Origin of the sequence: Pseudomonas sp. LAMO17WK12:I1, from assembly GCF_900177315.1 — a bacterium.
GTDB lineage: Bacteria > Pseudomonadota > Gammaproteobacteria > Pseudomonadales > Pseudomonadaceae > Aquipseudomonas > Aquipseudomonas marginalis.
The window spans coordinates 123,107-148,456 of sequence record NZ_FWZV01000013.1 but is presented as its reverse complement, the minus strand read 5'-3'; the positions used below and the strand labels follow the sequence as shown (position 1 = coordinate 148,456).

24 protein-coding genes are annotated in these 25,350 nt (G+C 61.9%); 18 read left to right on the top strand and 6 right to left on the bottom strand.

Features of this window, described 5'->3' with window-relative positions:
* Nucleotides 1–52: 52 nt before the first annotated feature.
* Entirely contained in the window at nt 53–1,051 is a 999-nt protein-coding gene (locus B9N88_RS23940; protein WP_027606472.1) for an ATP-binding protein, read from the top strand.
* Between the two features lie 53 nt (nt 1,052–1,104).
* Nucleotides 1,105–1,707 carry a vWA domain-containing protein gene (locus B9N88_RS23935; RefSeq protein ID WP_027606471.1) on the top strand — a complete coding sequence of 201 codons (603 nt, stop codon included), beginning with the start codon at nt 1,105–1,107 and terminating at the stop codon, nt 1,705–1,707.
* 126 nt (nt 1,708–1,833) lie between these two features.
* Here the strand turns inward: B9N88_RS23935 and B9N88_RS23930 are convergent, their stop codons facing one another.
* A complete protein-coding gene (locus B9N88_RS23930; protein WP_027606470.1) occupies nt 1,834–2,781 on the bottom strand; it encodes a DUF1853 family protein in 948 nt (315 codons plus the stop codon).
* Nucleotides 2,782–2,928: 147 nt separating this feature from the next.
* Here B9N88_RS23930 and B9N88_RS23925 point away from each other — a divergent pair, with 147 nt between their 5' ends.
* The 12 genes from B9N88_RS23925 (at nt 2,929) to B9N88_RS23870 (ending at nt 14,861) form a co-directional block, all read left to right on the top strand.
* Nucleotides 2,929–3,819 carry an NAD(+) kinase gene (locus B9N88_RS23925; RefSeq protein WP_003190745.1) on the top strand — a complete coding sequence of 297 codons (891 nt, stop codon included), beginning with the start codon at nt 2,929–2,931 and terminating at the stop codon, nt 3,817–3,819.
* Nucleotides 3,816–4,790, top strand: a complete 975-nt coding sequence (locus B9N88_RS23920; protein ID WP_166655324.1) for a metallophosphoesterase — start codon at nt 3,816–3,818, stop codon at nt 4,788–4,790. Before B9N88_RS23925 ends, B9N88_RS23920 begins: the two co-directional genes overlap by 4 nt.
* A 38-nt stretch (nt 4,791–4,828) precedes the next feature.
* Nucleotides 4,829–6,178 (top strand): ATP-binding protein, encoded by a 1,350-nt coding sequence (locus B9N88_RS23915; protein WP_027606468.1) that lies wholly within the window; start codon nt 4,829–4,831, stop codon nt 6,176–6,178.
* The gene (locus B9N88_RS23910; RefSeq protein ID WP_027606467.1) at nt 6,178–6,663 is read left to right on the top strand and encodes a hypothetical protein; all 486 of its coding nucleotides are present in this window, start codon (nt 6,178–6,180) and stop codon (nt 6,661–6,663) included. Before B9N88_RS23915 ends, B9N88_RS23910 begins: the two co-directional genes overlap by 1 nt.
* A complete protein-coding gene (locus B9N88_RS23905) occupies nt 6,663–7,586 on the top strand; it encodes a tetratricopeptide repeat protein (RefSeq protein ID WP_027606466.1) in 924 nt (307 codons plus the stop codon). The genes B9N88_RS23910 and B9N88_RS23905 overlap by 1 nt, the downstream gene beginning before the upstream one ends.
* A gap of 62 nt (nt 7,587–7,648) precedes the next feature.
* Entirely contained in the window at nt 7,649–7,909 is a 261-nt protein-coding gene (locus tag B9N88_RS23900) for a YeaC family protein (RefSeq protein ID WP_027606465.1), read from the top strand.
* Nucleotides 7,906–8,736 (top strand): DUF2797 domain-containing protein, encoded by an 831-nt coding sequence (locus tag B9N88_RS23895; protein ID WP_027606464.1) that lies wholly within the window; start codon nt 7,906–7,908, stop codon nt 8,734–8,736. The genes B9N88_RS23900 and B9N88_RS23895 overlap by 4 nt, the downstream gene beginning before the upstream one ends.
* 13 nt (nt 8,737–8,749) lie before the next feature.
* Nucleotides 8,750–11,407: an aminopeptidase N gene (pepN, locus tag B9N88_RS23890; RefSeq protein WP_027606463.1), complete on the top strand. Its 2,658-nt coding sequence runs from the start codon at nt 8,750–8,752 to the stop codon at nt 11,405–11,407.
* A gap of 566 nt (nt 11,408–11,973) precedes the next feature.
* Entirely contained in the window at nt 11,974–12,690 is a 717-nt protein-coding gene (locus B9N88_RS23885; protein ID WP_027606462.1) for a helix-turn-helix transcriptional regulator, read from the top strand.
* Between the two features lie 51 nt (nt 12,691–12,741).
* Nucleotides 12,742–13,077 carry a nuclear transport factor 2 family protein gene (locus B9N88_RS23880; RefSeq protein ID WP_027606461.1) on the top strand — a complete coding sequence of 112 codons (336 nt, stop codon included), beginning with the start codon at nt 12,742–12,744 and terminating at the stop codon, nt 13,075–13,077.
* A gap of 15 nt (nt 13,078–13,092) precedes the next feature.
* Nucleotides 13,093–14,196, top strand: a complete 1,104-nt coding sequence (gene zapE / locus B9N88_RS23875) for a cell division protein ZapE (RefSeq protein ID WP_027606460.1) — start codon at nt 13,093–13,095, stop codon at nt 14,194–14,196.
* A gap of 173 nt (nt 14,197–14,369) precedes the next feature.
* On the top strand, nt 14,370–14,861 hold the full coding sequence (locus B9N88_RS23870; RefSeq protein ID WP_027606459.1) for a GNAT family N-acetyltransferase: 492 nt from the start codon (nt 14,370–14,372) through the stop codon (nt 14,859–14,861).
* 102 nt (nt 14,862–14,963) lie between these two features.
* Here B9N88_RS23870 and B9N88_RS23865 read toward each other — a convergent pair whose 3' ends face one another.
* The 4 genes from B9N88_RS23865 to B9N88_RS32695 all read right to left on the bottom strand — a co-directional run bounded on the left by B9N88_RS23865 (nt 14,964) and on the right by B9N88_RS32695 (nt 19,755).
* Complete coding sequence (locus B9N88_RS23865; protein ID WP_027606458.1) at nt 14,964–15,173, bottom strand: hypothetical protein; 210 nt, start codon at nt 15,171–15,173, stop codon at nt 14,964–14,966.
* Between the two features lie 144 nt (nt 15,174–15,317).
* Complete coding sequence (locus B9N88_RS23860; RefSeq protein ID WP_027606457.1) at nt 15,318–17,543, bottom strand: TonB-dependent siderophore receptor; 2,226 nt, start codon at nt 17,541–17,543, stop codon at nt 15,318–15,320.
* Between the two features lie 114 nt (nt 17,544–17,657).
* The gene (locus B9N88_RS23855) at nt 17,658–19,415 is read right to left on the bottom strand and encodes a phosphoethanolamine transferase CptA (RefSeq protein ID WP_027606456.1); all 1,758 of its coding nucleotides are present in this window, start codon (nt 19,413–19,415) and stop codon (nt 17,658–17,660) included.
* Between the two features lie 160 nt (nt 19,416–19,575).
* Entirely contained in the window at nt 19,576–19,755 is a 180-nt protein-coding gene (locus B9N88_RS32695; protein WP_256221270.1) for a DUF6026 family protein, read from the bottom strand.
* A gap of 226 nt (nt 19,756–19,981) precedes the next feature.
* Between B9N88_RS32695 and gnd the strand changes: the two genes are divergently transcribed.
* The 3 genes from gnd to B9N88_RS23840 are packed head-to-tail and all read left to right on the top strand — an operon-like array spanning nt 19,982 to nt 23,351.
* Complete coding sequence (gene gnd / locus B9N88_RS23850) at nt 19,982–21,010, top strand: phosphogluconate dehydrogenase (NAD(+)-dependent, decarboxylating) (protein WP_223841635.1); 1,029 nt, start codon at nt 19,982–19,984, stop codon at nt 21,008–21,010.
* Nucleotides 21,007–22,530 (top strand): glucose-6-phosphate dehydrogenase, encoded by a 1,524-nt coding sequence (gene zwf, locus B9N88_RS23845; protein WP_027606454.1) that lies wholly within the window; start codon nt 21,007–21,009, stop codon nt 22,528–22,530. Before gnd ends, zwf begins: the two co-directional genes overlap by 4 nt.
* Complete coding sequence (locus B9N88_RS23840; RefSeq protein WP_027606453.1) at nt 22,527–23,351, top strand: Cof-type HAD-IIB family hydrolase; 825 nt, start codon at nt 22,527–22,529, stop codon at nt 23,349–23,351. Before zwf ends, B9N88_RS23840 begins: the two co-directional genes overlap by 4 nt.
* Nucleotides 23,352–23,416: 65 nt before the next feature.
* On the opposite strand, the gene B9N88_RS23835 is transcribed toward B9N88_RS23840, so the two are convergent.
* Nucleotides 23,417–23,677, bottom strand: a complete 261-nt coding sequence (locus tag B9N88_RS23835) for a hypothetical protein (RefSeq protein WP_027606452.1) — start codon at nt 23,675–23,677, stop codon at nt 23,417–23,419.
* A 344-nt stretch (nt 23,678–24,021) separates the two neighbouring features.
* On the opposite strand from B9N88_RS23835, the gene B9N88_RS23830 reads away from it, so the two are divergent.
* Nucleotides 24,022–25,344 carry a sigma-54 dependent transcriptional regulator gene (locus B9N88_RS23830; RefSeq protein ID WP_027606451.1) on the top strand — a complete coding sequence of 441 codons (1,323 nt, stop codon included), beginning with the start codon at nt 24,022–24,024 and terminating at the stop codon, nt 25,342–25,344.
* Nucleotides 25,345–25,350 lie beyond the last annotated feature (6 nt).

Below are 25,350 nucleotides of genomic sequence, written 5' to 3'. Positions count from 1 at the left end.
CTTGCTCATGACCGGGTGATTACTTGTACAGCAGAATTTAAAGAGAGAACGGATGACCGATATTCCCCATTTCCCGCTGTCCGCCGTGGTCGCTGCCGACGACCTGAAACTGGCGCTGTGCCTGACCGCCATCGACCCGAAGATCGGCGGCGTGCTGATCGAAGGCCCGCGTGGCATGGCCAAATCCACCCTGGCCCGTGGCCTGGCGGATCTGCTGGCCAGCGGTCAATTCGTCACCTTGCCGTTGGGCGCCACCGAAGAGCGCCTGGTGGGTACCCTGGACCTGGATGCCGCGCTGGGGGAAGGCCGCGCGCAGTTTTCCCCTGGGGTGTTGGCCAAGGCCGACGGCGGCGTGCTGTATGTCGACGAGGTCAACCTGTTGCCCGATCACCTGGTGGACCTGTTGCTCGACGTCGCCGCCAGCGGCACCAACCTGATCGAACGCGACGGCATTTCCCATCGCCATTCGGCGCGCTTTGTGCTGATCGGCACCATGAACCCGGAGGAGGGCGAGTTGCGCCCGCAGCTGCTGGACCGCTTCGGTTTCAACGTGGCGCTGAGCGGGCAGACGCTGCCGGCCGAACGCGGGCAGATTATCCGGCGGCGCCTGGATTTCGACAGCGACCCCGCCGCGTTCTGCACCCAGTGGGCCGGGCAACAGGCGGCGCTGCGCCAGCGCTGTACCCAGGCGCGGGCGCGGCTGGACAGTATCGAGCTGGATGATCAGGCCCTGGCGCAGATCACCGAGCGTTGCTTTGCTGCCGGTGTCGACGGCTTGCGCGCCGACCTGGTCTGGCTGCGCGGCGCCCGGGCCCACGCGGCGTGGCGGGGCGCGGATACCATTGCCGAAGAAGACATCGAAGCAGTGGCGGAATTTGCCTTGCGCCACCGTCGCCAGGTGCAATCCCCACCGGCCAGCCCACCCAATCAAGGGCAGGCGCCGACACCCTCGGACACCTCGCCCGGCCAAGGCCAATGGGGCGATATGCCCGCACCGGCACTGCCCACTGGCGCTCGCCGAGACGTGCCTGCCTGGCCAAAAAAGCCCTAGGCATTCGCCCCCGACCTGGCGCGGGGGCGGATGCCCGGCCCAAGGCGGGGCGACTGGACAACGGCAGGCAGGGCAAGGCACGCGGCGCACAGCAGGGTTCGATCAACTGGCCGGGCACCTTGCTCGGCGGCCGGCCGCACTCCCGTGGAGACCTGCGCTACCACCTGCGCAGCCGCTCGGCCCATGAGTTGTGGCTGGTGATCGTGGATGCGTCGGCGTCCACGCGGCGGCATCGTGCATTAACCGACGCCAAGGGCTTGCTCGCCCAGCTGTTTGACGACGCCTACCGGCAACGGGCACGCATGGCGTTGTTGACTGCCAGCGGCCAGGCACCGAAGTGGCAGGTACAGGGTTTGAAAGCAGCGAAAGGCCTGGCGGGCTGGCTGGATCAGTTGGGCGCGGGCGGTGGTACGCCGTTGCTGGCGGCGCTGACCGAGGCCGCGCATTGGCTGGTGGCGCGGCGCAAGCGTTATCCGGCCGAGCAGCAGCGTGTACTGGTGATCACGGATGGGCGGCTCAAGGACATCGGTGGGTTGCCGTTATTGGCGTCTGCGGGGTTGCTGGTGGATATCGAGCGCGGGCCGATCAGGCTGGGGCGGGCCCAGGAGCTGGCGGTGGGGTTGCAGTTGGATTATCGGCATATCGATGAGGTGTAGTGGCGGTACCACAGCCATCGGGGGCAAGCCCCCTCCCACATTTGATCGAGTACACCCATTTGGAATGCAGTCAGTGTGGGAGGGGGCTTGCCCCCGATGAGGCCCTCACATACACCACACACGCTATCAGCCAGCCCCCGGCACATTCGGCCAAAGATCCGCCACCAGGAACAAGCGCTCGGCTTCCTCCCAATCCTCGCCGTTCTGCACCATGCGCACCAGCAACTGCGCAGGCGCCATCGGATCAAGGTCTGCCAGCCAGGCCTGCATCTGTTCTTCACTCCACACTTCATCCGCCGGGTAGTGCGCCGGCGCCAGCCACGCGTGCCGGGGCAATGGTTGCCAGCGGCCTGGCGCACTGGCGCTGACAAAATCCCGCCAGTCCCGCTGATGCAGCCAGCGCCCGCGCAGATGCTGCGGGTGTGCGCCGTGGGGCGGTTCGGCCAGTCCAGGCCAGGGATAGAGCAAATATCCGCCTAGCCACAGGTGCGCATCAAACTGCTGAATATCCAGGGCCGCCAACACCTCGCGGCTTTCTGCCCGCGCCGAGATCGGCAGTTGATGCTGGGCCAGGTGCGCCAGCTTGCGGTCCAGCCGATCGTGGCAGCCTGGGCCCAGCCACTGCGCGGTGTCCTGGCCGTTGCCGTCCTGCGGGCCCAGGTAGAGTTTGATCGCCAGTTCCAGGTGGTGCACGCCATCACGGTCGCGCAGCAGCATGTCCAGCTCGCCCAGGGTGTGCCCGGCGCGGCGGATCGGCAGGTTGGCGGCGAGCAGTTCTACCCCCGGCGCATGCTGCACGGCGAACTGCCACAGGCGTTCGTAGTACAGGCCCAGGCGCCGGGTGCGTGACAGGCTCAACCAGTGCTGCAAGGCACGGCTGTCCCGGTCGAGTGCACGTAGCCAGTGTTCAAGGAGGTCGGGCGCCTGCACCCAGTCGCTGCCCGCCAGCGGGTGGCGCTGTGGCCACGGTGTCTGCGCGAGCATCGGCGGGGCAAGCATCACCCACGCCAGGTCGCGCACCTCGGGGTGGCGCAGCTGGCGGGGCAGGTTGTGCAAATCCGGGAACACAGTCATGGTCCGAGCATAGCCTTTTAACCGTTGCGCAGGGGGCTGAGAACCGTTGTCATCAAGGCTTCACGGCGACAAAGGATTTTGCCTGAGCCGGCCTTTCGCCCATAATCGTTTCTTTTTTGCCCCACCCCCCAATCCCGCAGGAGCCCCATGGAGCACTTTCGCAATATCGGCATTATCGGTCGCCTGGGCAGTACCCAGGTGTTGGACACCGTCCGCCGGCTGAAAAAATTCCTGCTGGAACGCCACCTGCATGTGATCCTCGAAGACACCATCGCCGAAATCCTCCCCGGCCACGGCCTGCAAACCTCGTCGCGCAAGATGCTCGGCGAAGTCTGCGACATGGTCATCGTGGTCGGCGGCGACGGCAGCCTGCTCGGCGCGGCCCGGGCCCTGGCGCGGCATAACGTGCCGGTGCTGGGGATCAACCGTGGCAGCCTGGGGTTTCTCACCGATATCCGCCCCGATGAGCTGGAAGTCGAAGTGGCCAAGGTGCTCGACGGCCATTACCTGGTGGAAAACCGCTTCCTGCTGCAGGCCGAAGTGCGCCGCCACGGCGAAGCCATCGGCCAGGGCGATGCGCTCAATGACGTGGTGCTGCACCCGGGCAAATCCACGCGGATGATCGAATTCGAGCTGTACATCGACGGCCAGTTCGTGTGCAGCCAGAAGGCCGACGGCCTGATCGTCGCCACGCCCACCGGCTCCACCGCCTACGCGCTGTCGGCCGGTGGCCCGATCATGCACCCCAAGCTCGATGCCATTGTGATCGTGCCGATGTACCCCCATATGTTGTCCAGCCGACCGATTGTGGTCGATGGCAACAGTGAGCTGAAAATCGTGGTGTCCAAAGACATGCAGATCTACCCGCAAGTCTCCTGCGACGGGCAGAACCATTTCACCTGCGCCCCCGGTGACACCATCACCGTGAGCAAGAAGGCACAGAAGTTGCGCTTGATCCACCCGCTGGATCACAACTACTACGAAGTGTGCCGCACCAAGTTGGGCTGGGGCAGCCGCTTGGGGGGTGGAGGCGACTGATGCTCGATCCCGCGCGTAGCTACGACCTGATTGGTGACGTGCACGGTTGCGCTCATACCCTTGAGCACTTGCTCGACCAGATGGGTTACCACAAGCAGGGCGGCACCTGGCGCCATCCTTCGCGCATGGCGGTGTTCCTCGGCGATATCATCGACCGTGGCCCACGCATTCGCGAGGCGCTGCATATCGTCCACGACATGGCCGAGGCCGGCCAGGCGCTGTGCATCATGGGCAACCACGAGTTCAATGCACTGGGTTGGGCCACACCGGCGCCGCCGGGCAGTGGCAGGCAGTTCGTGCGCGAGCACACCCCACGGCATGAGCGGCTGATCCACGAGACCCTGACCCAGTTCGAGCAGCACCCGGCTGACTGGCACGACTTCCTCGCCTGGTTCTACGACATGCCGCTGTTTGTCGATGCCGGGCGTTTCCGCGTGGTGCATGCGTGCTGGGACGACGGCTTTATCCAGCCGCTGCGCGCGACGTTCCCGGATGGCTGCATCGACCAGCACTTCCTGCAGGCCGCCGCCGTGCCCGGCAGTTTTGCCTGCAACGCCTTCGACCGCCTGTTGCGCGGCACCGATATGCGCCTGCCGGATGGCCTGACGCTGACCGGTGGCGATGGCCTGACGCGCTCGTTCTTCCGCACCAAGTTCTGGGAAGACGACCCTAAGACCTACGGCGACATCGTGTTCCAGCCCGACGCACTGCCGGAGCCGGTGGCGCGCACGCCATTGTCGCCCCATGAAAAGAATTCCCTGCTGCGCTACGGCGCCGACGAACCCTTGCTGTTCGTCGGCCATTACTGGCGCAGCGGCAAACCGGCGCCGATCCGCCCGAACCTGGCGTGCCTGGACTACAGCGCAGTGCTGTACGGCAAGTTGGTGGCGTATCGGCTGGACCAGGAAACCCGCCTCGACCCGCGTAAGTTCGTGTGGGTCGATGTCGAGCGGCCGGAGGTGCTCACATGAGCCCCTGCGCGCTGCAAACGCACTTTTGAGGAAACTCCATGGATGATTCGACGTTCGACCAACTGGAGGCCGCGCTGTCCGCTGCCCCCGGTAACGTCGCGCTGCTGACCCTGCTGCTCGGTGCCAGCCTTGAGCGCGGCGAGCATGAGCGCGGGCTGAAGCTGTTGCCCGCCGACCTTGAACAGTGGCCTGACGCCCCGGCGTTGAAGCTGGCGGCCGCCCAACTACTGCTGGCCGCCGGCCAGGCGCACAAGGCATTGCCTTTGATCGAGGGTGAAGACCCAGCCGCGCGCCTGCTCAAGGCTCGCACCCTGGCAGCGCTCGAGCGCCTTAAAGAGGCCCAGGTGGAATACCGGGCGGCAGTGGATGCCAACCCGGCCCTGGAAGATATGGCGTTGTGGCGCCGCTTGAACGTGTCGGTGGTGGACTTTCCAGGTGCCGAGGGCCGCCCGCGCTTGCGCGTGATCTCCAATGACGACACCGACCAGAGCGAAGTGGTGCGCCTGCTGGTGCCGGAAAAGGAAACCCTGACCTTTGACGACATCGGTGGCCTGGATGAGCTGAAAAAGACCATCCATAAAAAGATCATCCTGCCGTACCAGAAGCCGGGCCTGTTCCAGCGCTTTCGCAAGAAAGTCGGCGGCGGTGTGCTGTTGTACGGTCCGCCGGGTTGCGGCAAGACCATGCTGGCCCGCGCTACGGCGGGGGAGTGCAAGGCAACCTTCTTCAACGTGGCAATTTCCGATGTACTGGACATGTACATCGGCGAGTCCGAGCGCAAGTTGCACGCGTTGTTCGAACAGGCGCGGGCCCAGGCGCCGGCGGTGATGTTTTTTGACGAGGTCGAGGCGCTGGGTGGCAAGCGTGCCAATACCCGTGAGTCGACGTCGTCCAAGCTGGTGAGCCAGTTCCTCTCCGAAATGGATGGCTTCACCAATGACAACCATGGCGTGCTGATTCTCGCGGCGACCAACGTGCCATGGTCGGTGGATTCGGCGTTCCGTCGCCCTGGCCGTTTTGACCGGGTGTTGTTTGTGCCGCCACCGGACCGTCCGGCGCGGGAAAGCATGCTCAAGTCGATGATGAAAGGTCGCCCTATGGCTGACGACATCGACTTTGCCTTCCTGGCCAAGAACACCTCGGGGTTCTCCGGCGCCGACCTCAGCGAGCTGGTGGAGACTGCGGCTGACGAAGCGATTGAGGCCTCGATCGACAGTGGCACCGAGCAGTCCATCTGCGATCGGCATTTCAAGGCGGCGTTGAAAGAAGTGCGCGCCACGACCCTGGAATGGCTGACCACGGCGCGTAACTACGCGCGGTACGCCAATGAAGGCAACCAGTACGACGAAGTCCTGGCCTTCCTCGACAAACACGGGAAGGGCCGCTGATGGCGCAGTACGGTGGTTACCGCATCGAAGATGAACCGCGTCCGGGGGCCTTGGCCAAGTGGGCGGTTTCGCCGTTCTGGCCGCTGTTAGGCTTGATGCTCGGCGGTGCCTGGCTGGGCTTGCCGTGGTTTGTGTTCAACTCGATTGCCGTCGGCAGTCCGACGCGCGTGCGCGAGTGGATACTTGCGGGTGTGGCGCTGCTGGGCAGCCTGGTGATCGGGTTTGTACTGCTGCAACTGGTGGGCGCCGGTTATCTCCAGACCCAGGCGGAAATTCAATACGCCTTGCTGGTGCTGGTGGTGTGGAAACTCAACATTGGCTACCTGCTGTACATGCAGCAAAACGCGACCATCGAGATTTACCAGTATTACGGCGGCGAGTTGAGCCGCTTTGGTTTTCCCTTGGCGTTGATTGGTGGCTTCGTGCTTAAAGGCATGGTCGTCAAATGGCTGCCGTACACCCTGTGGTATCTGGTGGTGAGCTGATGAATACCGACTATCTGCTGCAACTGGCCTACCAACGCCTGCAGGCCGACCATAACGACGGCGCAATCGACGCGCTGCGCCAATTGCTCGCCAGCGACCCGCATTCGGCCGAAGCCCACGCCTTGCTGGCGATCTGCCTGATGAACATGCGCCGGGTGCATGCCGCCAAGCGTGAAGTGCAACTGGCCCTGGCCGCCGATGCACAACTGCCGTTGGCCCATTACGCGGCCGCGCAAGTCGCCATCGCCTTACGCAAGTTCAAGTTGGCGCAGGACCATGTGACCCAACTGCTGGATATGGAGCCGCTCAACCCGGTGAACTATCGTTGCCTGGCCGACCTGTATCAGTTGACCGGCCGTTTGGCACAGAGCCGCGAGCCGTTGGAAAAAGCCCTGGAACTGGGGCCGGACGATCCGGCCAACCTGGTGGCCATGGCGCAGTTCCACCGCGCCAGCAGCCATTGGGACCAGGCGTATCAATTCGCCCGCCAGGCTTTACAGGCAGACCCTTCGAACGCGGCCGCGGTGGTGGTGCTTGGTCACCTGTTGCTGCGCGAAGGTGACATCAACGGCGCCCGTGACCACGCGATCTGGGCCCTGCAGGAAAACGCCACAAACGTCGCGGCGCTGCATTTGCTCACCGCCGTCAAGGCTCGCAGCAATGTGTTCCTCGGCACCTGGTGGCGTTTCAACAGTTGGATGAACGAGCGCAGCGCTACCCGCGCCATCATCCTGCTTTTGTTCATGTTTGTGGTCTACCGTGTAGTGGTCATTACCCTGACAGCCCAGGGCTATCCGCAAGTGGCCGAGATGGTCAACTGGGTGTGGCTGGCGTTTGCCGCCTACACCTTTGCCGCGCCGCAGATCTTCCGGCGCTTGCTCGACAAGGAGCTGGTACAGGTCAAGCTCTCCAAGGAATTCTGACGGGCCAGGCCCTGTCACCCATGTACTCGCTGAACCAGCGACCGTTATCAGAGGTTGTTCACATGTCGTCTTTTGCTGAAATGATCGAAAACATCACCCCGGACATCTACGCGAGCCTCAAGCTCGCCGTGGAAATCGGCAAGTGGTCCGATGGCCGCAAGCTCAGTGCCGAGCAGCGCGAGCTGTCCCTGCAGGCCATGATCGCCTGGGAGATCCAGAACCTGCCGGAAGACCAGCGCACCGGCTACATGGGCCCGCAGGAATGCCAGTCGAAGTCGACCACCGTGCCGAACATCCTGTTCAAGTCGGATGCGATCCATTGATTGAAATTGGTCGCGGTGCAGTCAGCAAAATGTCGGCGCAACTCGGTGAACCGACCGTTCAATATGCGTTTCGCCTGGGCGATACCGAGGTGCCGGTCAACCCCCTGATCGGCACCCATGTGCGCCTGGAATACCTCGGTGCCATCCATTGCAGCCATTGCGGCCGCAAGACCAAGACCAGCTTCAGCCAGGGCTATTGCTACCCGTGCATGACCAAGCTGGCCCAGTGTGACCTGTGCATCATGAGCCCCGAGCGTTGCCATTACGACGCCGGCACCTGCCGCGATCCGGGCTGGGGCGAGACATTCTGCATGACCGATCACGTGGTGTACCTGGCCAATTCGTCGGGCATCAAGGTCGGCATCACCCGTGCCACCCAATTGCCGACGCGTTGGCTGGACCAGGGCGCCAGCCAGGCGCTGCCGATCATGCGCGTGGCGACGCGCCAGCAATCCGGGTTTGTCGAGGATGTATTGCGTAGCCAGGTGGCGGACAAGACCAACTGGCGTGCGTTGCTCAAGGGCGACGCGGTGGCGGTGGACCTCAAGCAGGTGCGCGACGAGTTGTTCGCCTCCTGCGCCGATGGCCTGCTGCAATTGCAGGAACGCTTCGGCCTGCAGGCCATCCAACCGGTAACCGACCTCGAACCGTTGGAAATCCGCTACCCGGTGGAGCAGTATCCAGCCAAGATCGTCAGCTTCAACCTGGACAAGAACCCGATTGCCGAAGGCACGCTGCTGGGGATCAAGGGCCAATACCTGATCTTCGACACCGGCGTTATCAATATTCGTAAGTACACGGCCTACCAGCTCGCCGTGCATCAGTAGAAGGATGCCACCCATGCGCACCGAACAACCGAAGATGATTTACCTGAAGGACTATCAGGCGCCGGACTACCTGATCGAAGAGACGCACCTGACCTTCGAGTTGTTCGAGGACCACAGCCTGGTCCACGCGCAGCTGGTAATGCGCCGTAACCCCGAGCGTGGCGCCGGCCTGCCGCCGCTGGTACTCGACGGCCAGCAACTGGAGTTGCTGACCGTCAACCTCGGCGACCAGGAACTGAGCGAGGCTGACTACCAGCTGACGGACAGCCACCTGACCCTGCATCCGACCCGCGAGACCTTCACGGTCGACACCAGCGTGCGCATCCACCCGGAAACCAACACCGCCCTGGAAGGCCTGTACAAGTCCGGCAGCATGTTCTGCACCCAGTGCGAGGCCGAGGGCTTCCGCAAGATTACCTATTACCTCGACCGCCCCGACGTGATGAGCACCTTCACCACCACGGTGATCGCCGAGCAACACCGCTACCCGGTGCTGCTCTCCAACGGCAACCCGATTGCCAGCGGTCCGGGTGAAGACGGCCGTCACTGGGCGACCTGGGAAGACCCGTTCAAGAAACCCGCCTACCTGTTCGCGCTGGTGGCCGGTGACCTGTGGTGTGTCGAAGACAGCTTCACCACCATGACCCAGCGTGAAGTGGCACTGCGCATCTACGTCGAGCCGGAAAATATCGACAAGTGCCAGCACGCCATGACCAGCCTGAAAAAATCCATGCGCTGGGACGAAGAAACCTACGGCCGCGAGTATGACCTCGACATCTTCATGATCGTCGCGGTCAACGATTTCAACATGGGCGCCATGGAGAACAAGGGCCTCAATATCTTCAACTCCAGCGCCGTGCTGGCCCGCGCCGAAACCGCCACCGACGCCGCGCACCAGCGGGTCGAGGCGATCGTCGCCCACGAATACTTCCACAACTGGTCGGGCAATCGCGTGACCTGCCGCGACTGGTTCCAGCTGTCGCTGAAGGAAGGTTTTACCGTGTTCCGTGATTCGGGCTTCTCCGCCGACATGAACTCCGCCACGGTCAAGCGCATCCAGGACGTGGCCTACCTGCGTACCCACCAGTTTGCGGAAGATGCCGGCCCCATGGCCCATGCGGTGCGCCCGGACAGCTTTATCGAGATCTCCAACTTCTACACCTTGACCGTGTACGAAAAAGGCTCGGAAGTGGTCGGCATGATCCACACCTTGCTCGGTGCCGAAGGCTTCCGCAAAGGCAGCGACCTGTACTTCGAACGCCATGACGGCCAGGCCGTGACCTGCGACGATTTCATCAAGGCCATGGAAGACGCCAACGGCGCCGACCTCAGCCAGTTCAAGCGCTGGTACAGCCAGGCCGGCACGCCACGCCTGGCGGTGAGCGAGTCCTACGACGCTGCGGCCAAAACCTACAGCCTGACCTTCCGCCAGAGCTGCCCGGAAACCCCGGACAAGGTCGAGAAACTGCCGTTCGTGATCCCGGTCGAGCTGGGCTTGCTGGACGGGCAGGGCGCGGGCATGGCCTTGCGCCTGGCCGGTGAAGCCACGGCCGGCGCCACGTCCCGCGTAATCTCGGTGACCGAAGCCGAGCAAACCTTCACCTTCGTCGACATCGCCGAACAGCCGTTGCCGTCGCTGCTGCGCGGCTTCTCGGCGCCGGTGAAACTGAGCTTCCCGTACAACCGCGACCAACTGATGTTCCTGATGCAGCATGACAGCGACGGCTTCAACCGTTGGGATGCGGGCCAGCAGCTGTCGGTGCAGGTGTTGCAGGAACTGATCGGCCAGCATCAGCAGGGCCAGGCGTTGCAGATGGACCAGCGCCTGATCACGGCCTTGCGCAGTGTGTTGAGCGACGAAAGCCTGGACCAGGCCATGGTTGCGGAAATGCTGTCGTTGCCGGGCGAGGCCTACCTGACGGAAATCAGCGACGTCGCGGACGTGGATGCCATCCACGCCGCGCGTGAGTTTGCTCGCAGGCAACTGGCTGACAACCTGCATGAACCGCTGTGGTTGCGTTACCAGGCCAACCGCGAGTTGTCCAAGCAGACGCCTTATGTGGCGGCGGCCGAGCACTTCGCCCGGCGGGCCTTGCAGAACATCGCGCTGTCGTACCTGATGCTCAGCGGCAAGCCCGAAGTGCTGGCGGCGACCCTTGAGCAGTTCGACACCAGCGACAACATGACCGAGCGCCTGACCGCGCTGGCGGTGCTGGTGAACTCGCCGTTCGAAGCGGAGAAGGCCCAGGCGCTGGCGGTATTTGCCGAGAACTTCAAGGACAACCCGTTGGTCATGGACCAGTGGTTCAGCGTGCAGGCCGGCAGCCCGTTGCCGGGCGGGCTGGCGCGGGTCAAGGCGTTGATGGAGCACCCGGCGTTCACGCTCAAGAACCCGAACAAGGTGCGTGCACTGATCGGCGCGTTTGCCGGGCAGAACCTGATCAACTTCCACGCCGCCGACGGTTCGGGCTACCGCTTCCTGGCGGACCTGGTGATCCAGTTGAATGCGTTCAACCCGCAGATCGCTTCGCGCCAGTTGGCGCCGCTGACCCGCTGGCGTAAATACGACGGCGCGCGCCAGGCGTTGATGAAGGCGGAGCTGGAGCGCATTCGTGGGTCGGGTGAGTTGTCCAGCGATGTGTTCGAGGTGGTCAGCAAGAGTCTTGCTTAAAGCGCCGGCCAGGTAAGCGATAGAACGTGCAACGGGTAACTTGTGGCGAGGGAGCTTGCTCCCGTTGGACTGCGTAGCAGTCCCCTCTTTTGGGGGCGCTTCGCGACCCGGACGGGAGCAAGCTCTTATCAAGCTTAAAATAACTCACTGATTTTAAAGGGATAAAATTTCACACTGAAGTCTTGAGTCCTGCATAAATAATTTCAGGCGAGCGCATTTTTGTGGTGAGCGGGCTTGTCGAATCGTCGCACCGCCCGCGTTGGGCTGCGCAGCAGCCCCAAAACCAGGCGCAGAGGAGTGTCTGATACACCACATTTGTCTCCATCAGGGGCGCTTCGCGCCCCAGCGCGGGCGGTGCGACGATTCGACAAGCCCGCTCGCCACAGAGGTCCCAGTTTGCTGCGCGACAGCGCTACGTCGAAGAGGTAGTGGCACCTCCCTCGCCACAAGTGCAGTGTTCTTCCTTAAATGACGGGGCTCGTCTGATCGGGGCTGTTTTCCTGCTGACATTTTCTGACAGGGTGCTCTGCTAATCTGCAGCTCTTTTGTTTTTCGGCAGGATCAACGTGTCGCGTACCACTCGTTTACTGACGTTGTTGCAGGCCCTGCGGGGCAAGAAACGCCCGGTGACCGCCGCCGTGCTGGCGGCGCAATTGGAGGTGTCCGAGCGTACGCTGTACCGCGACATTGCCGAGTTGACCGCCCTGGGCGCGCCGATTTTCGGCGAGGCCGGGGTAGGGTATGTGCTGCGCAGCGGCCTGTTTTTGCCGCCCTTGATGCTCAACGCCGAAGAAACCGAAGCGATCGTGCTGGGCTTGCGTTATGTGGACCAGCGCGGCGATGACGTGCTCAGCCGTGCCGCCGCCAACGCCTTGGCGAAAATCGCCGATGTGCTCGACCCGACGGCGCAGGAAGCCTTGCGCAACCCGACATTGCTGCCCGGCCCGCCAGGGTTTGGCTACCCGGAAAACCGCGTGCCGCTGGATGTATTTCGCGAAGCGATTCGGCATCAGGACAAGCTGCATATCGACTACGCCGATGCCAGCCAGACCCAGAGTCAACGCCTGATCTGGCCCCTGGCCCTGGGGTTTCTCAATGAAGTGCGGGTGATCGTGGCCTGGTGTGAGCTGCGCGGCGCGTATCGCACCTTTCGCACCGACCGCGTGGCGAGTGCCGAGGTCGTCGGCGAACGTTATCCGGGGCGGCGCAGCGACTGGCTGCGGGCCTGGCGCAAGCTGATGGAGCAGAATGAATCCGGGCCGTTCACTCCTGACAAAAACTGACACACCCCTGGCTTAGCATGCTGTTACAACCACCTGAAAAGGAGCTTTGCCATGTCCCAGCCTGAATTGGCCCCCGCCATCGCCGCCTATATCGCGGCGACCAATACCCGCGACACCTCGGTCATTGCCCAGTGTTTTGCCGACGATGCCAATGTGTTCGATGAAGGCCAGCACCAGGTGGGCACCGCCGCCATTGCACGCTGGATGGAAGACACCGGGCGCCGCTACCAGCCGCGTGTCGAGGTGCTCAAGGTGCAGCACCGTACCGGCAAGGTGCTGGTCAGCAATGTGGTCTCCGGCAATTTTCCCGGCAGCCCGCTGGAGTTGCGCTACACCTTTCGCCTGGACGCGAAGGGCAAGATTTCACGGCTGGACATCTCCCTGTAGGTCATAATCGCGGGCATGACTTTCGACTCGCCCCTCGCTGCTTACCAACACGCCATCGCCCAACAGGGTTTCGTTGCCGACGACGCCCAGCGCCGGGCGGTGGATGCCCTGCAAGCCTGTCATGCGGCCTTGCATCAAGGCCGTTCGCCCGTGACTGGCGTTTACCTATGGGGGCCGGTGGGGCGCGGCAAGACCTGGTTGATGGATCAGTTCTACCAAAGCCTGCGGGTGCCCGCGCGGCGTCAGCATTTTCACCACTTCATGGGCTGGGTGCATCAGCGTCTGTTCCAGCTCACCGGCACCCATGACCCGTTGCAGGCCCTGGCGCGGGAGCTGAGCCGGGAGGTGCGGGTATTGTGTTTCGATGAGCTGTTCGTCAGTGACATCGGTGACGCGATCATCCTCGGCCGGCTGTTCCAGGTCATGTTCGAGGAAGGTGTGGTGATGGTCTGCACCTCCAATCAACCACCGGCCCAGCTGTATGCCGATGGCTTCAATCGGGAGCGCTTCCTGCCGGGCATTGCGGCGATCGGGCGGCATATGCACGTGGTGGCGGTCGACGGTGGCGAGGATCATCGCTTGCATCCAGGCGTGGGCCGGCAGCGCTATTGGGTGAACCAGCCCGATGCGCTGGCGAACGTGTTCGCGCAATTGGCCGAAGGCCAGGCGGTGAGTCGTGGCCCGGTCACCGTCGGCCATCGTTCCATCGTGTGCGTGCAGGCCAGTGACAGCGTACTGTGGTGCCGCTATGCCGACCTCTGCGAACAACCCCTGGCGGCAATGGATTTCATGCTGCTGTGCGACCGCTTCAAGGCGATCCTGTTGGGGGACGTGCCCAACCTGAGTGCGCAACAGCGCCCAGGCCGGATTGCCCGCGGCACCGAGGATGGGGTCGAGCGCGTGGTGGCCGGTGATCGCGAGTTGCCGCAGTTGTCGGTGCACGACGACAGTGTGCGTCGCTTCATCGCCTTGGTGGACGAGTGCTACGACCGCAAGGTGCCGTTGTTCATCGACGCCCAGGTGCCACTGGAGCGCCTGTATACCGACGGTTACCTGGCGTTTCCTTTCCGTCGCACCCTGAGCCGGTTGCAAGAAATGCAGCTGCAGCGCTTCGGCTGAGGCCTGTACGAAAAAAGCCCTGGATGGGCACTTTGGGTTTTTTTAGTGCCAAAGCCTTCGCGCTTTCGGGCGCACATTTGTAGTTAATCTCCTTCATCTGGTGCTGACTCCACGCTTACAATCGTGCCCCTCAAAGGGAACAGATTCCCTTGTAGTCGTGATCGAGGACGGAAATGGACACCCCAGATATCCTGGTGCTGCAAGCCAGCTACACCAATCCTGTACATGCCGAAGCCATTGCCAAGGTGCTTAACCATTACGCCGAAGACCCCATGGGCGGCGGCCATAGCCTGCCAGCCGACCTGCTGGAGCAACTGCCGGCCGAGTTGGCCAAGCGCCCCCATGCGTTCAGTGTGCTGGCGTTTGTCGGCGGTGAACCGGCGGGGCTGGTGAATTGCTTTGAAGGGTTTTCCACCTTTGCCTGCCGCCCCTTGGTCAACGTGCACGACGTGGTGGTGATGAATGAGTTTCGCGGCTTGGGGCTGAGCCAGAAAATGCTGCTGAAGGTCGAGGACATCGCCCGCCAACGTGGTTGCTGCAAGATCACCCTGGAGGTGCTGGAAGGTAATGCCGTCGCCCAGTCGGCGTATCGCAAGTTTGGTTTTGATGATGCGAAGTTTGATCCGGCCCATGGGCGCATGTTGTTCTGGAACAAGCCGCTTTAATAAATAACCGGCGAAAAAAAGGGCGCCAGCAGAGGGCGCCCAATAAACCTTTGCCAACGGAGCGGAATGGCCGAGGGTATTGCGGATTAACTAACGATTAAATTAACTCTTGGGCTGTTCCTGTTCGGTCGTGTTGGTGTTCGGTGTCTTGCCGTTGGCGGACGCCGTTTGTTCAGTCGTGCCGTGAAGCGTCTGCTGCGTGAAGGTGAAGTTGTTGTAGAACTCCTTCGAGCGCTCCGAGCCGCCTTCGGCAAACGCGGCGGCGGAGCCCAGGGTCATCAGGCTGGCAAGCATCAAGGTCGAGAGTTTCATCTGTGTTTACTCATTAAGTGTGATCGGTTATCTGCTCTGTCCTTGATCAGAATCTTGGGGCGATTCTGGTGCGATCTTATTAAGTGGGAATTAACGCGAGAAACATCCGAAGTTAACAATATCGTTAACTTCGGATGGCCGGCTTTAAAGCTTCCAGTCCAAGGCCAGCGTAATGGCGCGTGGGTCGCCCCAATACACGCCGTTATAAAAGCCGACGCGTTCGTAATACTTTTTATCGAATAGGTTGTTGACGTTAAGCGACGCTGAGACGTGCTCGTCGAATTGATAGCGGGACATCAGGTTGACCACCGTGTACGCCTGTTGTGTGATCTTCGCCCGTTCGGTCACCGGTGTGTTGCCGACGCGTACCCCTGTAGGTCGATTGCTCCAATCGTAAATGTCGCTCTGCCAGTTCACCGCGCCGCCGACCGTGAGGTTGCGCCACGCCCCCGGCAAACGGTAGGCGCTGGACACTCTCAGCAGGTTCAGCGGCTGCCCGGTGTTGTTGCGTTTGCCCGAGCCGTTGACCGAATGGGTGTAGGTATAACCGGCCGTCAGGTTCCAATCGGGCAGGATTTCTCCGGCAGCTTCCAATTCGAAGCCGTTGACCTTGTTACCTTTGCCGCCGGACTTGTAGTACTCCTCGCCGGTGGTCGGGTTTCGCTCCACCGAATCGTCCCGCTCGGCGACGTTGTCCTGGGTGCTCCAGAAATATGCCGCCGCCAGGTTCAAGCGTTCGTCGAGCACGCTGCCCTTGAGGCCTACCTCGTAGTTGCTGCCGACCACGGGCTCCAGGTACTTCTTGTTGGCATCCCGCAGGCTCTGGGGTTTGAAAATGTCGGTATAGCTCGCGTAGACGGTGTACTCCGGTGTCAGGTCGTAGAGCAGGCCGGCGTAGGGCGTCCACATATCATTGTGGGTCTGGCTGGTTTTCCCGGCGGCGGTAAGCTGGTCGTTGGCATCGTAGTGCGGGGCGGCGCTTTTCAGTTCCCAACTGCCATAGCGACTGCCCAGCACCGCATGCAAGCGGTCGGTAAGGCTCAGTCGCGTGGCCAGGTAGCCGGCCTTTTGTTGCTTGCTGCTGTGTTCGCCCTTGAGGTCGGTGACGGTGTCGCCGAACTTGGCGATCCCGCCCATGTATTTCCAGTCTTCGATGGTGTAATAGCCGGCGGGTAGGTTGCTGCGCATCACGGGGGAGACGTCCCGCTGCGTGGCCTCGCCATAGCCCATCATCAGTGCATGTTCGCGGCCCAGCAGTGCATAGCTGCCGGCGAGGTTGAGGTCGACGGCCTCCATTCTCGATGTGCCGCGCATATGGCTCGCCCAGGCGGTCATGCCGCTGCGGTCATCGTTGGGGAAGCCTGCGCCGCCGTAGTACACCTTGCCATCCGTATCGCTCTGGCGATGGGTGTAGGCGGCCTTCACGTGCCAGTCGCCGCCCAGCCGATGGTCGAGGGTCGCGAAGGTGGTCTTGTCCGTCAGCGGCCAGGAACTCCAGTGCGCCGCCATATTGGTGGAGCGCGACAGTCCGGCCTTGCCGCCCTCACTGTTCCAGTACGGCACGGTACCCCATGAGGTGCCCTGGACCTGCTTGTTCTGGTAATCGAAACCTACGGCCAGCACGGTATCGTCGGAAAGATCGCCTTCCAGGATGCCGTAGCCGACCGCCCGCTGCAGGCCATAGTTGTCGCGGAACGATTGGCTGTCACGGTAGGCCAGCACCGTGCGTCCGCGCAGCTTGCCGTCGAACGCCAGCGGGCCGCCCACGTCCACGTAGCTGTAATAGTTGTCATGGCTGCCGGCGCTGACGCCGGTTTTCGCCTGCCATTGGGCCGTCGGGCGCTTGCGCACCATATTGATGGTGGCCGAGGGGTCGCCGGCGCCGGTGGTCAAGCCCGTGGCACCGCGTACCACCTCGATGTGGTCATAGATGATGGTATCGGCGTCGGACTTCATGTAGCCGAAGGTATTGAGCATTCCGTCAATCTGGAAGTTGGTGATGCCGTAGCCGCGGGAGGAATAGGACACGCGGTCGGAGTCGTTGTGCTGGACGTTGATCCCGGTGGTCTGGCGCAGCACGTCGGTCAACGTGTTGAGATTGAAATCATCCATCTGCTGGCGAGTGATCACCGAGATCGATTGTGGGGTTTCCTTGACCGACAGGTTCAGGCGGGTGGCGGTGCTCATCGAGCCGGTGGTGTAGGCACCGGTGTGTTCGGTGGTGGCGCCCAGGCCTTCGGCGGAGATGTTGGTCGCGCCGAGTTCGAGCGGGGTGTGTTCGGGGTCGGTTTCACCCAGCAGGTCCGGGCTTAGGGCGGCGCCGCACAGGCCGAGCGTGAGGGTCATGGAGCGGGTAAAAGGCGCGAACATCGCGGAAGACTCCTTGTCGTCTTTGCGGCCACCCCGGAAAGGGAAGGCCTTGGCTCAAAGACGAAAGGAGCGGGGGAACTTTAGGGCTAAACGAGAATGATTGTTATCTTTCTGTTACAAGGCCGGCGGTTCCTGCAGGACCACATCGGTCGGATTAACCTTCTTGGGCTTGATCAGGCTGAAGTCAATCAAGGCCTTTTGCGGGCGCATGTAGGGGTTGCCGATCATCAGCGGGCGCGGCGTGAAGCTGTCGCTCACGACGCTCTTGCTGCGGTCCAGTTCGTTGAAACTCAGCCCTGCGAGGTCGGCCCAGGTGTGGATCAATTGCGAGCTGCTGTAAGGGCGTTGCAAGTCGCCGGCAAACTTCCAGTCGTGGGTTTCACGCCATTTCGGCGAGGCGTAGGCCATGAACGGAATGGTGTACATCGGCGCTGTCGGCTTGCCTTCGTTACGCCCCAGCGTGGCGTGGCCAGCGGAATCGAATACGTCTTCGCCGTGGTCCGACAGGTACAGCAAAAAGCCGTTGGGATCGGTCTTGGCGTAGTCCTTGATCAGGCTCGACACCACGAAATCGTTGTACAGCACCGCATTGTCGTAGCTGTTGTAGATGGGCAGTTGATCGTCACTGATCCCGGCAGGCACGCCCTGGCGGTCGGTGAATTTGTCGAAGGTCGGTGGGTAGCGGTACTGGTAGCTCATGTGGGTGCCGAGCAGGTGCACCACGATGAACTTGCGCTCGGCCGGATCGGCCAGGGCCTTGGAGAATGGCTCCAGTACATCGCCGTCGTATTGGCGGGCGTTCTGGTTGCGGTTGTTGTTCAGGTACACCTGCTCGTCGGCCTGTTCGGAAAAGGTCGTGAGCATGGTGTTGCGTTTGGTCATGGTCTGCTGGTTGGTGATCCAGTAGGTCTTGTACCCGGCCTGTTTCATCACGCTGACGATCGACGGTGTCTTGAGGTAGAGATCGGGGTTCTCCTCGTCGGCGAACGTCAGTACCTGTTGCAGGGCTTCGATGGTATAGGGGCGCGGGGTGATGACATTGTCGAACACCGCCAGTTGGTCGCGCAGCTTGTCCAGTTCCGGCGTGGTGTTGCGCGGATAGCCGTAGAGACTCATGCGTTGACGGTTGGTGGACTCGCCGATCACCAGCACCAGGGTCGACGGCTGGCCGGCCATGGTGTCCTTGAGGTTGGTCAAGGGCGCGATCTGGCTGGCGCTGTCGAGCATGCCCTGCATGTTGTCCAGCTGTTCGGTGTAGCGGCGGTAGGCAACGATCATCTGCCAGGGCACGGCCGGTTCGATGCGCGATTCGAAGCGGTCGATGGCGTCGTCCAGGGTGTCGCTGCGGGCAATCTGCTTGACCAGCGGGTAACCGATGATCGCCACCAGGATCGCCGTTGCCGCCACCAGGGCCTGGCCGCGCGGCAAATACACCGGGCGTACCCGGGTCCACAGGAAAATAGCCACGGCGGTGTGGGCAATGAACGCCAGCACGATCCACCAGGCGAAGTATTGGGTGGCGTACTCGCCGGCTTCGGAGATGTTCGACTCGAACATGATGAAGATGACGCTTTGGGAAAATTCCTGCTGGTAGATGAAGAAATAACCCAGGCTGGCCATGGAACAGGCCCACAGCACCACGCCGATCACAGCGGCCAGCAGGCGCGTACGGCGGGGGAATACCAGCAGGGGCGCGAGCCATATCGCGCTCATGAAGAAGGCTTGGCGAAAACCACTGAAGCCGGAAGTGCCGCTGAGTTGGATCAGCAGTTGGGTAATGCCGGAGAAGTACCAGAAAAACACGAATAGCCAGGCAAGACCGGCCCAATCAAAGCCTTTCGCAGACTTGCTGCTGCGTTCGAACATCGCCATCCAGCGCTCCAACCCGATAATTTTTCAGTTGACGCGCAGGGCTGCACGCAACAGAGGCCACCCTTGCATGGGATGGCCCTTGGGGGCGGGAGTATCGGGAAGGGCATGTGAAAACTTTGTGAGATTTATGTAGCCGTTATCTTACAAAGTGATGACGGGCTCAGCAGAGCGCGGGCTGCACACCGGAAGGCTGGTCCAGCTGGGCTTGAATGATATGGGCACGCAGGCGCATGACCTCAAGCTGCAACTGATCGCGTTCGTCTTTCAACTGGCGCAATTCATCGCGACGGAGTGTGACGTAGAGGGTCTGTGGAGGACGGGTCATCTGTGCTGTGCTCATTGCTTGCCTCGCAAATAGCCGGTGTGTCGCGGTGTGCCAGAACGCTTGAGTCGAGGTTCTCGGCAACAGTCGGAAGCAATTCTGAATTCTTTTCCACTTCAATGGAACTTTTTTATTTTTGGTGGTCGTGTGACTTTCGGAGGCGTGATGGTGAAACGATGGCAATTTTTTCCCATGAAACTACACGGATCTGCCCTGGACTAACCCTCATTAGCCTCATTGCGCTATAAACTATGTCACACATTTATTCAGTAGTTGGGAGCATCAGCACATGCAACTGGGGATTATCGGACTAGGCCGCATGGGCGGGAATATTGCACGGCGCCTGATGCTCAATGGGCATACCACCGTTGTTTACGACCGTAACGAAGCATTTGTCAAAGGTTTGAGCGAAGAGGGCGCCACCGGCGTTGCCGACTTGAAGGCCCTGGTGGCCGGGCTGCAGAAACCCCGTGCCGTCTGGGTGATGTTGCCGGCAGGCGACCCCACCGAAAACACCATCAATGAACTCAGTGAGCTGCTGGAAGACGGTGACGTGATCATCGACGGCGGCAACACCAACTATAAGGATGACGTGCGTCGCGGCAAGGCCCTGGCGCAAAAGGGCCTGCACTATGTCGATGTCGGTACCTCCGGCGGGGTCTGGGGCCTGGAGCGTGGCTACTGCATGATGATCGGCGGCGACACCGAGACGGTGCAGCGCCTCGACCCGATCTTCGCCAGCCTGGCACCGGGCCTGGGCAACATCCCGCGCACCAAGGACCGTTCCGCGTCGGCTGACAAGCGTGCCGAGCAGGGCTACATCCACGCCGGCCCGGCGGGCTCCGGGCATTTCGTCAAGATGATCCACAACGGCATCGAGTACGGGATGATGCAGGCGTTTGCCGAGGGTTTTGACATCCTCAAGACCAAGAACTCGGAAAACCTGCCCGAAGACCAGCGCTTCGACCTCAACGTTGCCGATATCGCCGAAGTCTGGCGCCGTGGCAGCGTGGTCTCGTCCTGGTTGCTGGACCTGACCGCCGACGCCCTGGCCACCGACCCCAAGCTGGACGGTTACTCCGGTTCCGTGGCCGACAGTGGCGAAGGCCGCTGGACCATCGAAGCCGCCATGGAGCAAGCCGTACCGGTGCCGGTACTGTCCACGTCGTTGTTCGCGCGGTTCCGCTCGCGCCAGCAGAGCACCTACGGTGACAAGATGCTGTCTGCCATGCGCTTTGGCTTTGGCGGCCACGTGGAGACTTCCAAAAAATGACCGCCAACGGCAAGAAACTCAAGGCCGAACCTGCTCCACCCACCACCCTGTTTCTGTTTGGCGCCCATGGCGACCTGGTCAAGCGCCTGCTGATGCCGGCGCTGTACAACCTCAGTCGTGATGGCTTGCTGGGCGATGGCCTGCGTATCGTTGGCGTCGATCACAACGCCATCAGCGATGCCGACTTCGCCAAGAAACTCGAGGATTTTATCCGCACCGAGGCGGCGAGCAAGGTCAAGGGCAATGGGGATAACGCCCTCGATCCGGCATTGTGGGCGCAACTGGCCAAAGGCATCAGCTACGTCGAGGGCGATTTCCTCGATGACAGCACCTACGCCGACATCGGCAAGAAGATCGCCGGCAGCGGTACCGGCAACGCGGTGTTCTACCTGGCCACCGCACCGCGCTTCTTCAGTGACGTGGTGCAGCGCCTGGGCAGTGCCGGCCTGTTGACGGAAACCGATGACAGTTTCCGGCGCGTGGTGATCGAGAAGCCCTTCGGCTCCGACCTGGCCACCGCCGAAGCGTTGAACGCCAGCCTGCTCAAGGTGATGAGCGAGAAGCAGATCTATCGCATCGACCATTACCTGGGTAAGGAGACGGTGCAGAACATCCTCATCAGCCGTTTCTCCAACGTGCTGTTCGAAGCGTTCTGGAACAACCATTACATCGACCACGTGCAAATCACCGCCGCCGAAACCGTCGGCGTGGAGACGCGAGGCAATTTCTTCGAAAAAACCGGCACCCTGCGCGATATGGTGCCCAACCACCTGTTCCAGCTGCTGGCGATGGTGGCCATGGAGCCCCCGGCTGCCTTTGGTGCCGATGCGGTGCGCGGTGAAAAGGCCAAGGTCATCGGTGCGGTACGCCCGTGGTCCCTGGAAGACGCGCGGGCCAACTCGGTGCGCGGGCAATACACCGCGGGCGAAATCGCCGGCAAGCCACTGCCCGGCTACCGCGAAGAAGCCAACGTCGCTCCCGACAGCAGCACCGAGACCTTCGTCGCCCTCAAGGTGATGATCGATAACTGGCGCTGGGTCGGCGTGCCGTTCTACCTGCGCACCGGCAAGCGCATGAGCGTGCGCGACACCGAAATCGTGATCTGCTTCAAGCCGGCGCCCTATGCGCAATTCCGTGACACCGAGGTGGACGAGGTCAAGCCCACCTACTTGAAGATCCAGATCCAGCCCAACGAAGGCATGTGGTTCGACCTGCTGGCGAAAAAGCCCGGGCCGACCCTCGACATGGCCAACATCCAGCTGGGCTTTGCCTACAAGGACTTCTTCGAGATGCAACCGTCGACCGGGTACGAAACCCTGATCTACGACTGCATGACCGGCGACCAGACCTTGTTCCAGCGCGCCGACAACATCGAAAACGGCTGGCGAGCAGTGCAACCGTTCCTCGATGCATGGAAGGAGGACGACGGGATCCAGACCTACAAGGCCGGTGAAGACGGGCCCGCAGCGGCTGATGGGTTGCTGGCGCGCGATGGCCGCACCTGGCACTCGCTCGGATGAGTGATGCAGCGATTCATCCCATCCGTTTTATCCTCAGCGACGTGGACGGCACCTTGCTGCATCCGGATCACCGCCTGAGCCAGCGTACTGTCGACGCGGTGAGCGCCCTGCGCGAGGCCGGGGTGTTTTTCAGCCTGGCCAGCGGGCGACCGCCCAAGGCCATGCTGCACCTGATCGAGACATTCGGGATCGATGTGCCGGTGGCGGGCTTCAACGGTGGCACCTTGATCAACCCGGATGGCAGCATCCTGGTTGCCCACCACCTGCCGGCGGAGGCGGCGCTGGTGACCTTGGCGCTGTTCTCGGCCGAGCCGGATGTGGAAGTCTGGGTGTTTGCCGACGGCGACTGGCTGCGCCGTGGTCCGCCAGGGCCGGTGGAACCGCGGGAAGCCCATGGCCTGGGTTATGGGCCGGTGGTGGTGGAAAGTTTCGAACCCTACCTGGAGCGTATCGACAAGATCGTCGCCGCGAGCAACGACACCCCATTGCTGGTGGCGTTGGAAGCGCAATTGCAGCCCAAGGTCCAGGGCTTGGCCCAGGTGTCGCGTTCGCAGCCGATTTACCTGGATGTGACGGCCATGCTGGCCAACAAGGGCGAGGCGTTGAAGACCCTGGCGGCGCACCTTGGGGTGCCGCTGGAGCAGACGGCGGCCATCGGGGACGGGGGGAACGATCCGGCGATGTTTCAGGTGGCCGGGCTGTCGATTGCCATGGGGCAGGCGGAAGAAGCCGTCAAGCGCCAGGCCAGCGTGGTCACCGGCAGCAATGTCGAGGAGGGCGCTGCGGAAGCAATCGAACGGTTTATTCTAGCGGCGCGATAAGCGTCTTAAGTTCCATTGTGCAACTCGCGATCACTGTTTTGCAGTGATCGCAAGTTAGCCGCGATTTACTTCGGCATGGCCCAGGACTGCAACTGGTAGCCATCTTTGTCGAGTTCGGCGCGGGCCTGCAACAGCAAGTCTTCCAATTGCGCCGGGTCGCTATAGGTGTTCGACGACAGCTGTTTGCTGCCGATACGGTTATTGGTGCGGTCGATGACACTCAGGCTCAGGGCGCCATTGCCATCGTGCCAGGCCACGCATTGAAAGGGCTGGAAAGCACGGTCTGCGATCAAAAGAGCTTCGTTGATGCGGAGCGGGGCGTTCATGTGGGTCTCTCTCTAAATGCCCATTCAAGTGAGTACCGGCGGTTGGGCTGACCGTGCGGCGGGTTACTTGTACTGATGCGCGATGACGGGGTGCGGGTCACATGTTAGAGCAACAAATTTCAACTTTTCCTGATGGACGTCATGTAAGCGGCTGTTTTGAAAGCTGATTGAAAGTTTTGCGAAGACGCAACTTTTTGACCTGCAAACGCGAGTAGTGGCTTTTTGTCCGCACTTATAGCGAAACGATACAAGCACGCTGTCAAGATCTTGCTAGGGTTATCGGCAACCATTACAAACTGTTGTTTCTAAATAACTTTAGTGATTTTTGACGCCAAGGATCAGTCATGGGTGTGCCCCTCGTCCAACGTCGTTTGCTCGTGGTTGACCCCTGTGACGACTGCCACGGGTTGCTGCCCGGTTTGCGTACGGCCGGGTGGGATGTCGACAGTTGCACATTGGAATCGGTAGGAGAGCGCTCATGCGATGTCGGCCTATTGCGCCTGCAGCCCTATCATCTGGAGCGGCCTGAAGCGGTCAAGGAACTGATCAGTCGTAGTGGCACCGAGTGGATCGCCGTACTCAGCCAGGATGTGTTGCGCCTGCAAAATGTGGGGGACTTCGTCTGCGAGTGGTTTTTCGACTTCCATACCCTGCCATTCGACGTGGCGCGGGTGCAGGTGACCCTGGGCCGCGCGTTTGGCATGGCGCGCCTGCGTGGCAAGGGTCACACCCCGGTAGATGAAGGGCACGAGTTGCTGGGGGAAAGCCGCCCCATTCGTGAGTTACGCAAATTATTGTCCAAGCTGGCGCCCACGGAGTCCCCGGTACTGATCCGTGGCGACAGCGGCACCGGCAAGGAGCTGGTGGCCAAGACCCTGCACCGCCAATCCCAGCGCCATGCCAGGCCCTTTGTCGCGATCAACTGCGGCGCCATTCCTGAACACCTGATCCAATCCGAACTGTTCGGCCATGAGAAGGGCGCGTTTACCGGCGCCCATCAACGCAAGGTCGGGCGCATCGAAGCGGCCCATGGCGGCACCCTGTTCCTCGATGAAATCGGCGATTTGCCCATGGAACTGCAAGCCAACCTGCTGCGCTTTCTCCAGGAAAAGCAGGTCGAGCGGGTCGGCGGCAGCCAGCCGATTCCGGTGGACGTGCGGGTGTTGGCGGCCACCCACGTCGACCTTGAGGCGGCCGTCGCCAAGGGCGCTTTCCGCGAAGACTTGTACTACCGGCTCAATGTGCTGCAGGTGGTCACCGCGCCCTTGCGCGAGCGCCATGGTGATGTGGCGATGCTGGCCAACCACTTTTCACGCTTCTACAGCCAGGAAACCGGCCGCCGCCCCCGCAGCTTCAGCGATGACGCCCTGGTGGCCATGGGGCAACACCCGTGGCCGGGCAATGTGCGCGAACTGGCCAACCGCGTGCGCCGCGGCCTGGTACTCGCCGAAGGGCGCCAGATCGAAGCCGCCGATCTGGGATTGCTGGGCGAACAGGCAATTTCGCCACCCATGGCTACACTGGAAGACTATAAGCACCGTGCTGAACGCCAGGCGCTGTGCGATGTGCTCAATCGGCACAGCGACAACCTGAGTGTCGCGGCCCGTGTGCTGGGGATTTCCCGGCCGACGTTCTACCGGTTGCTGCACAAACACCAGATCCGCTAGGGCGGG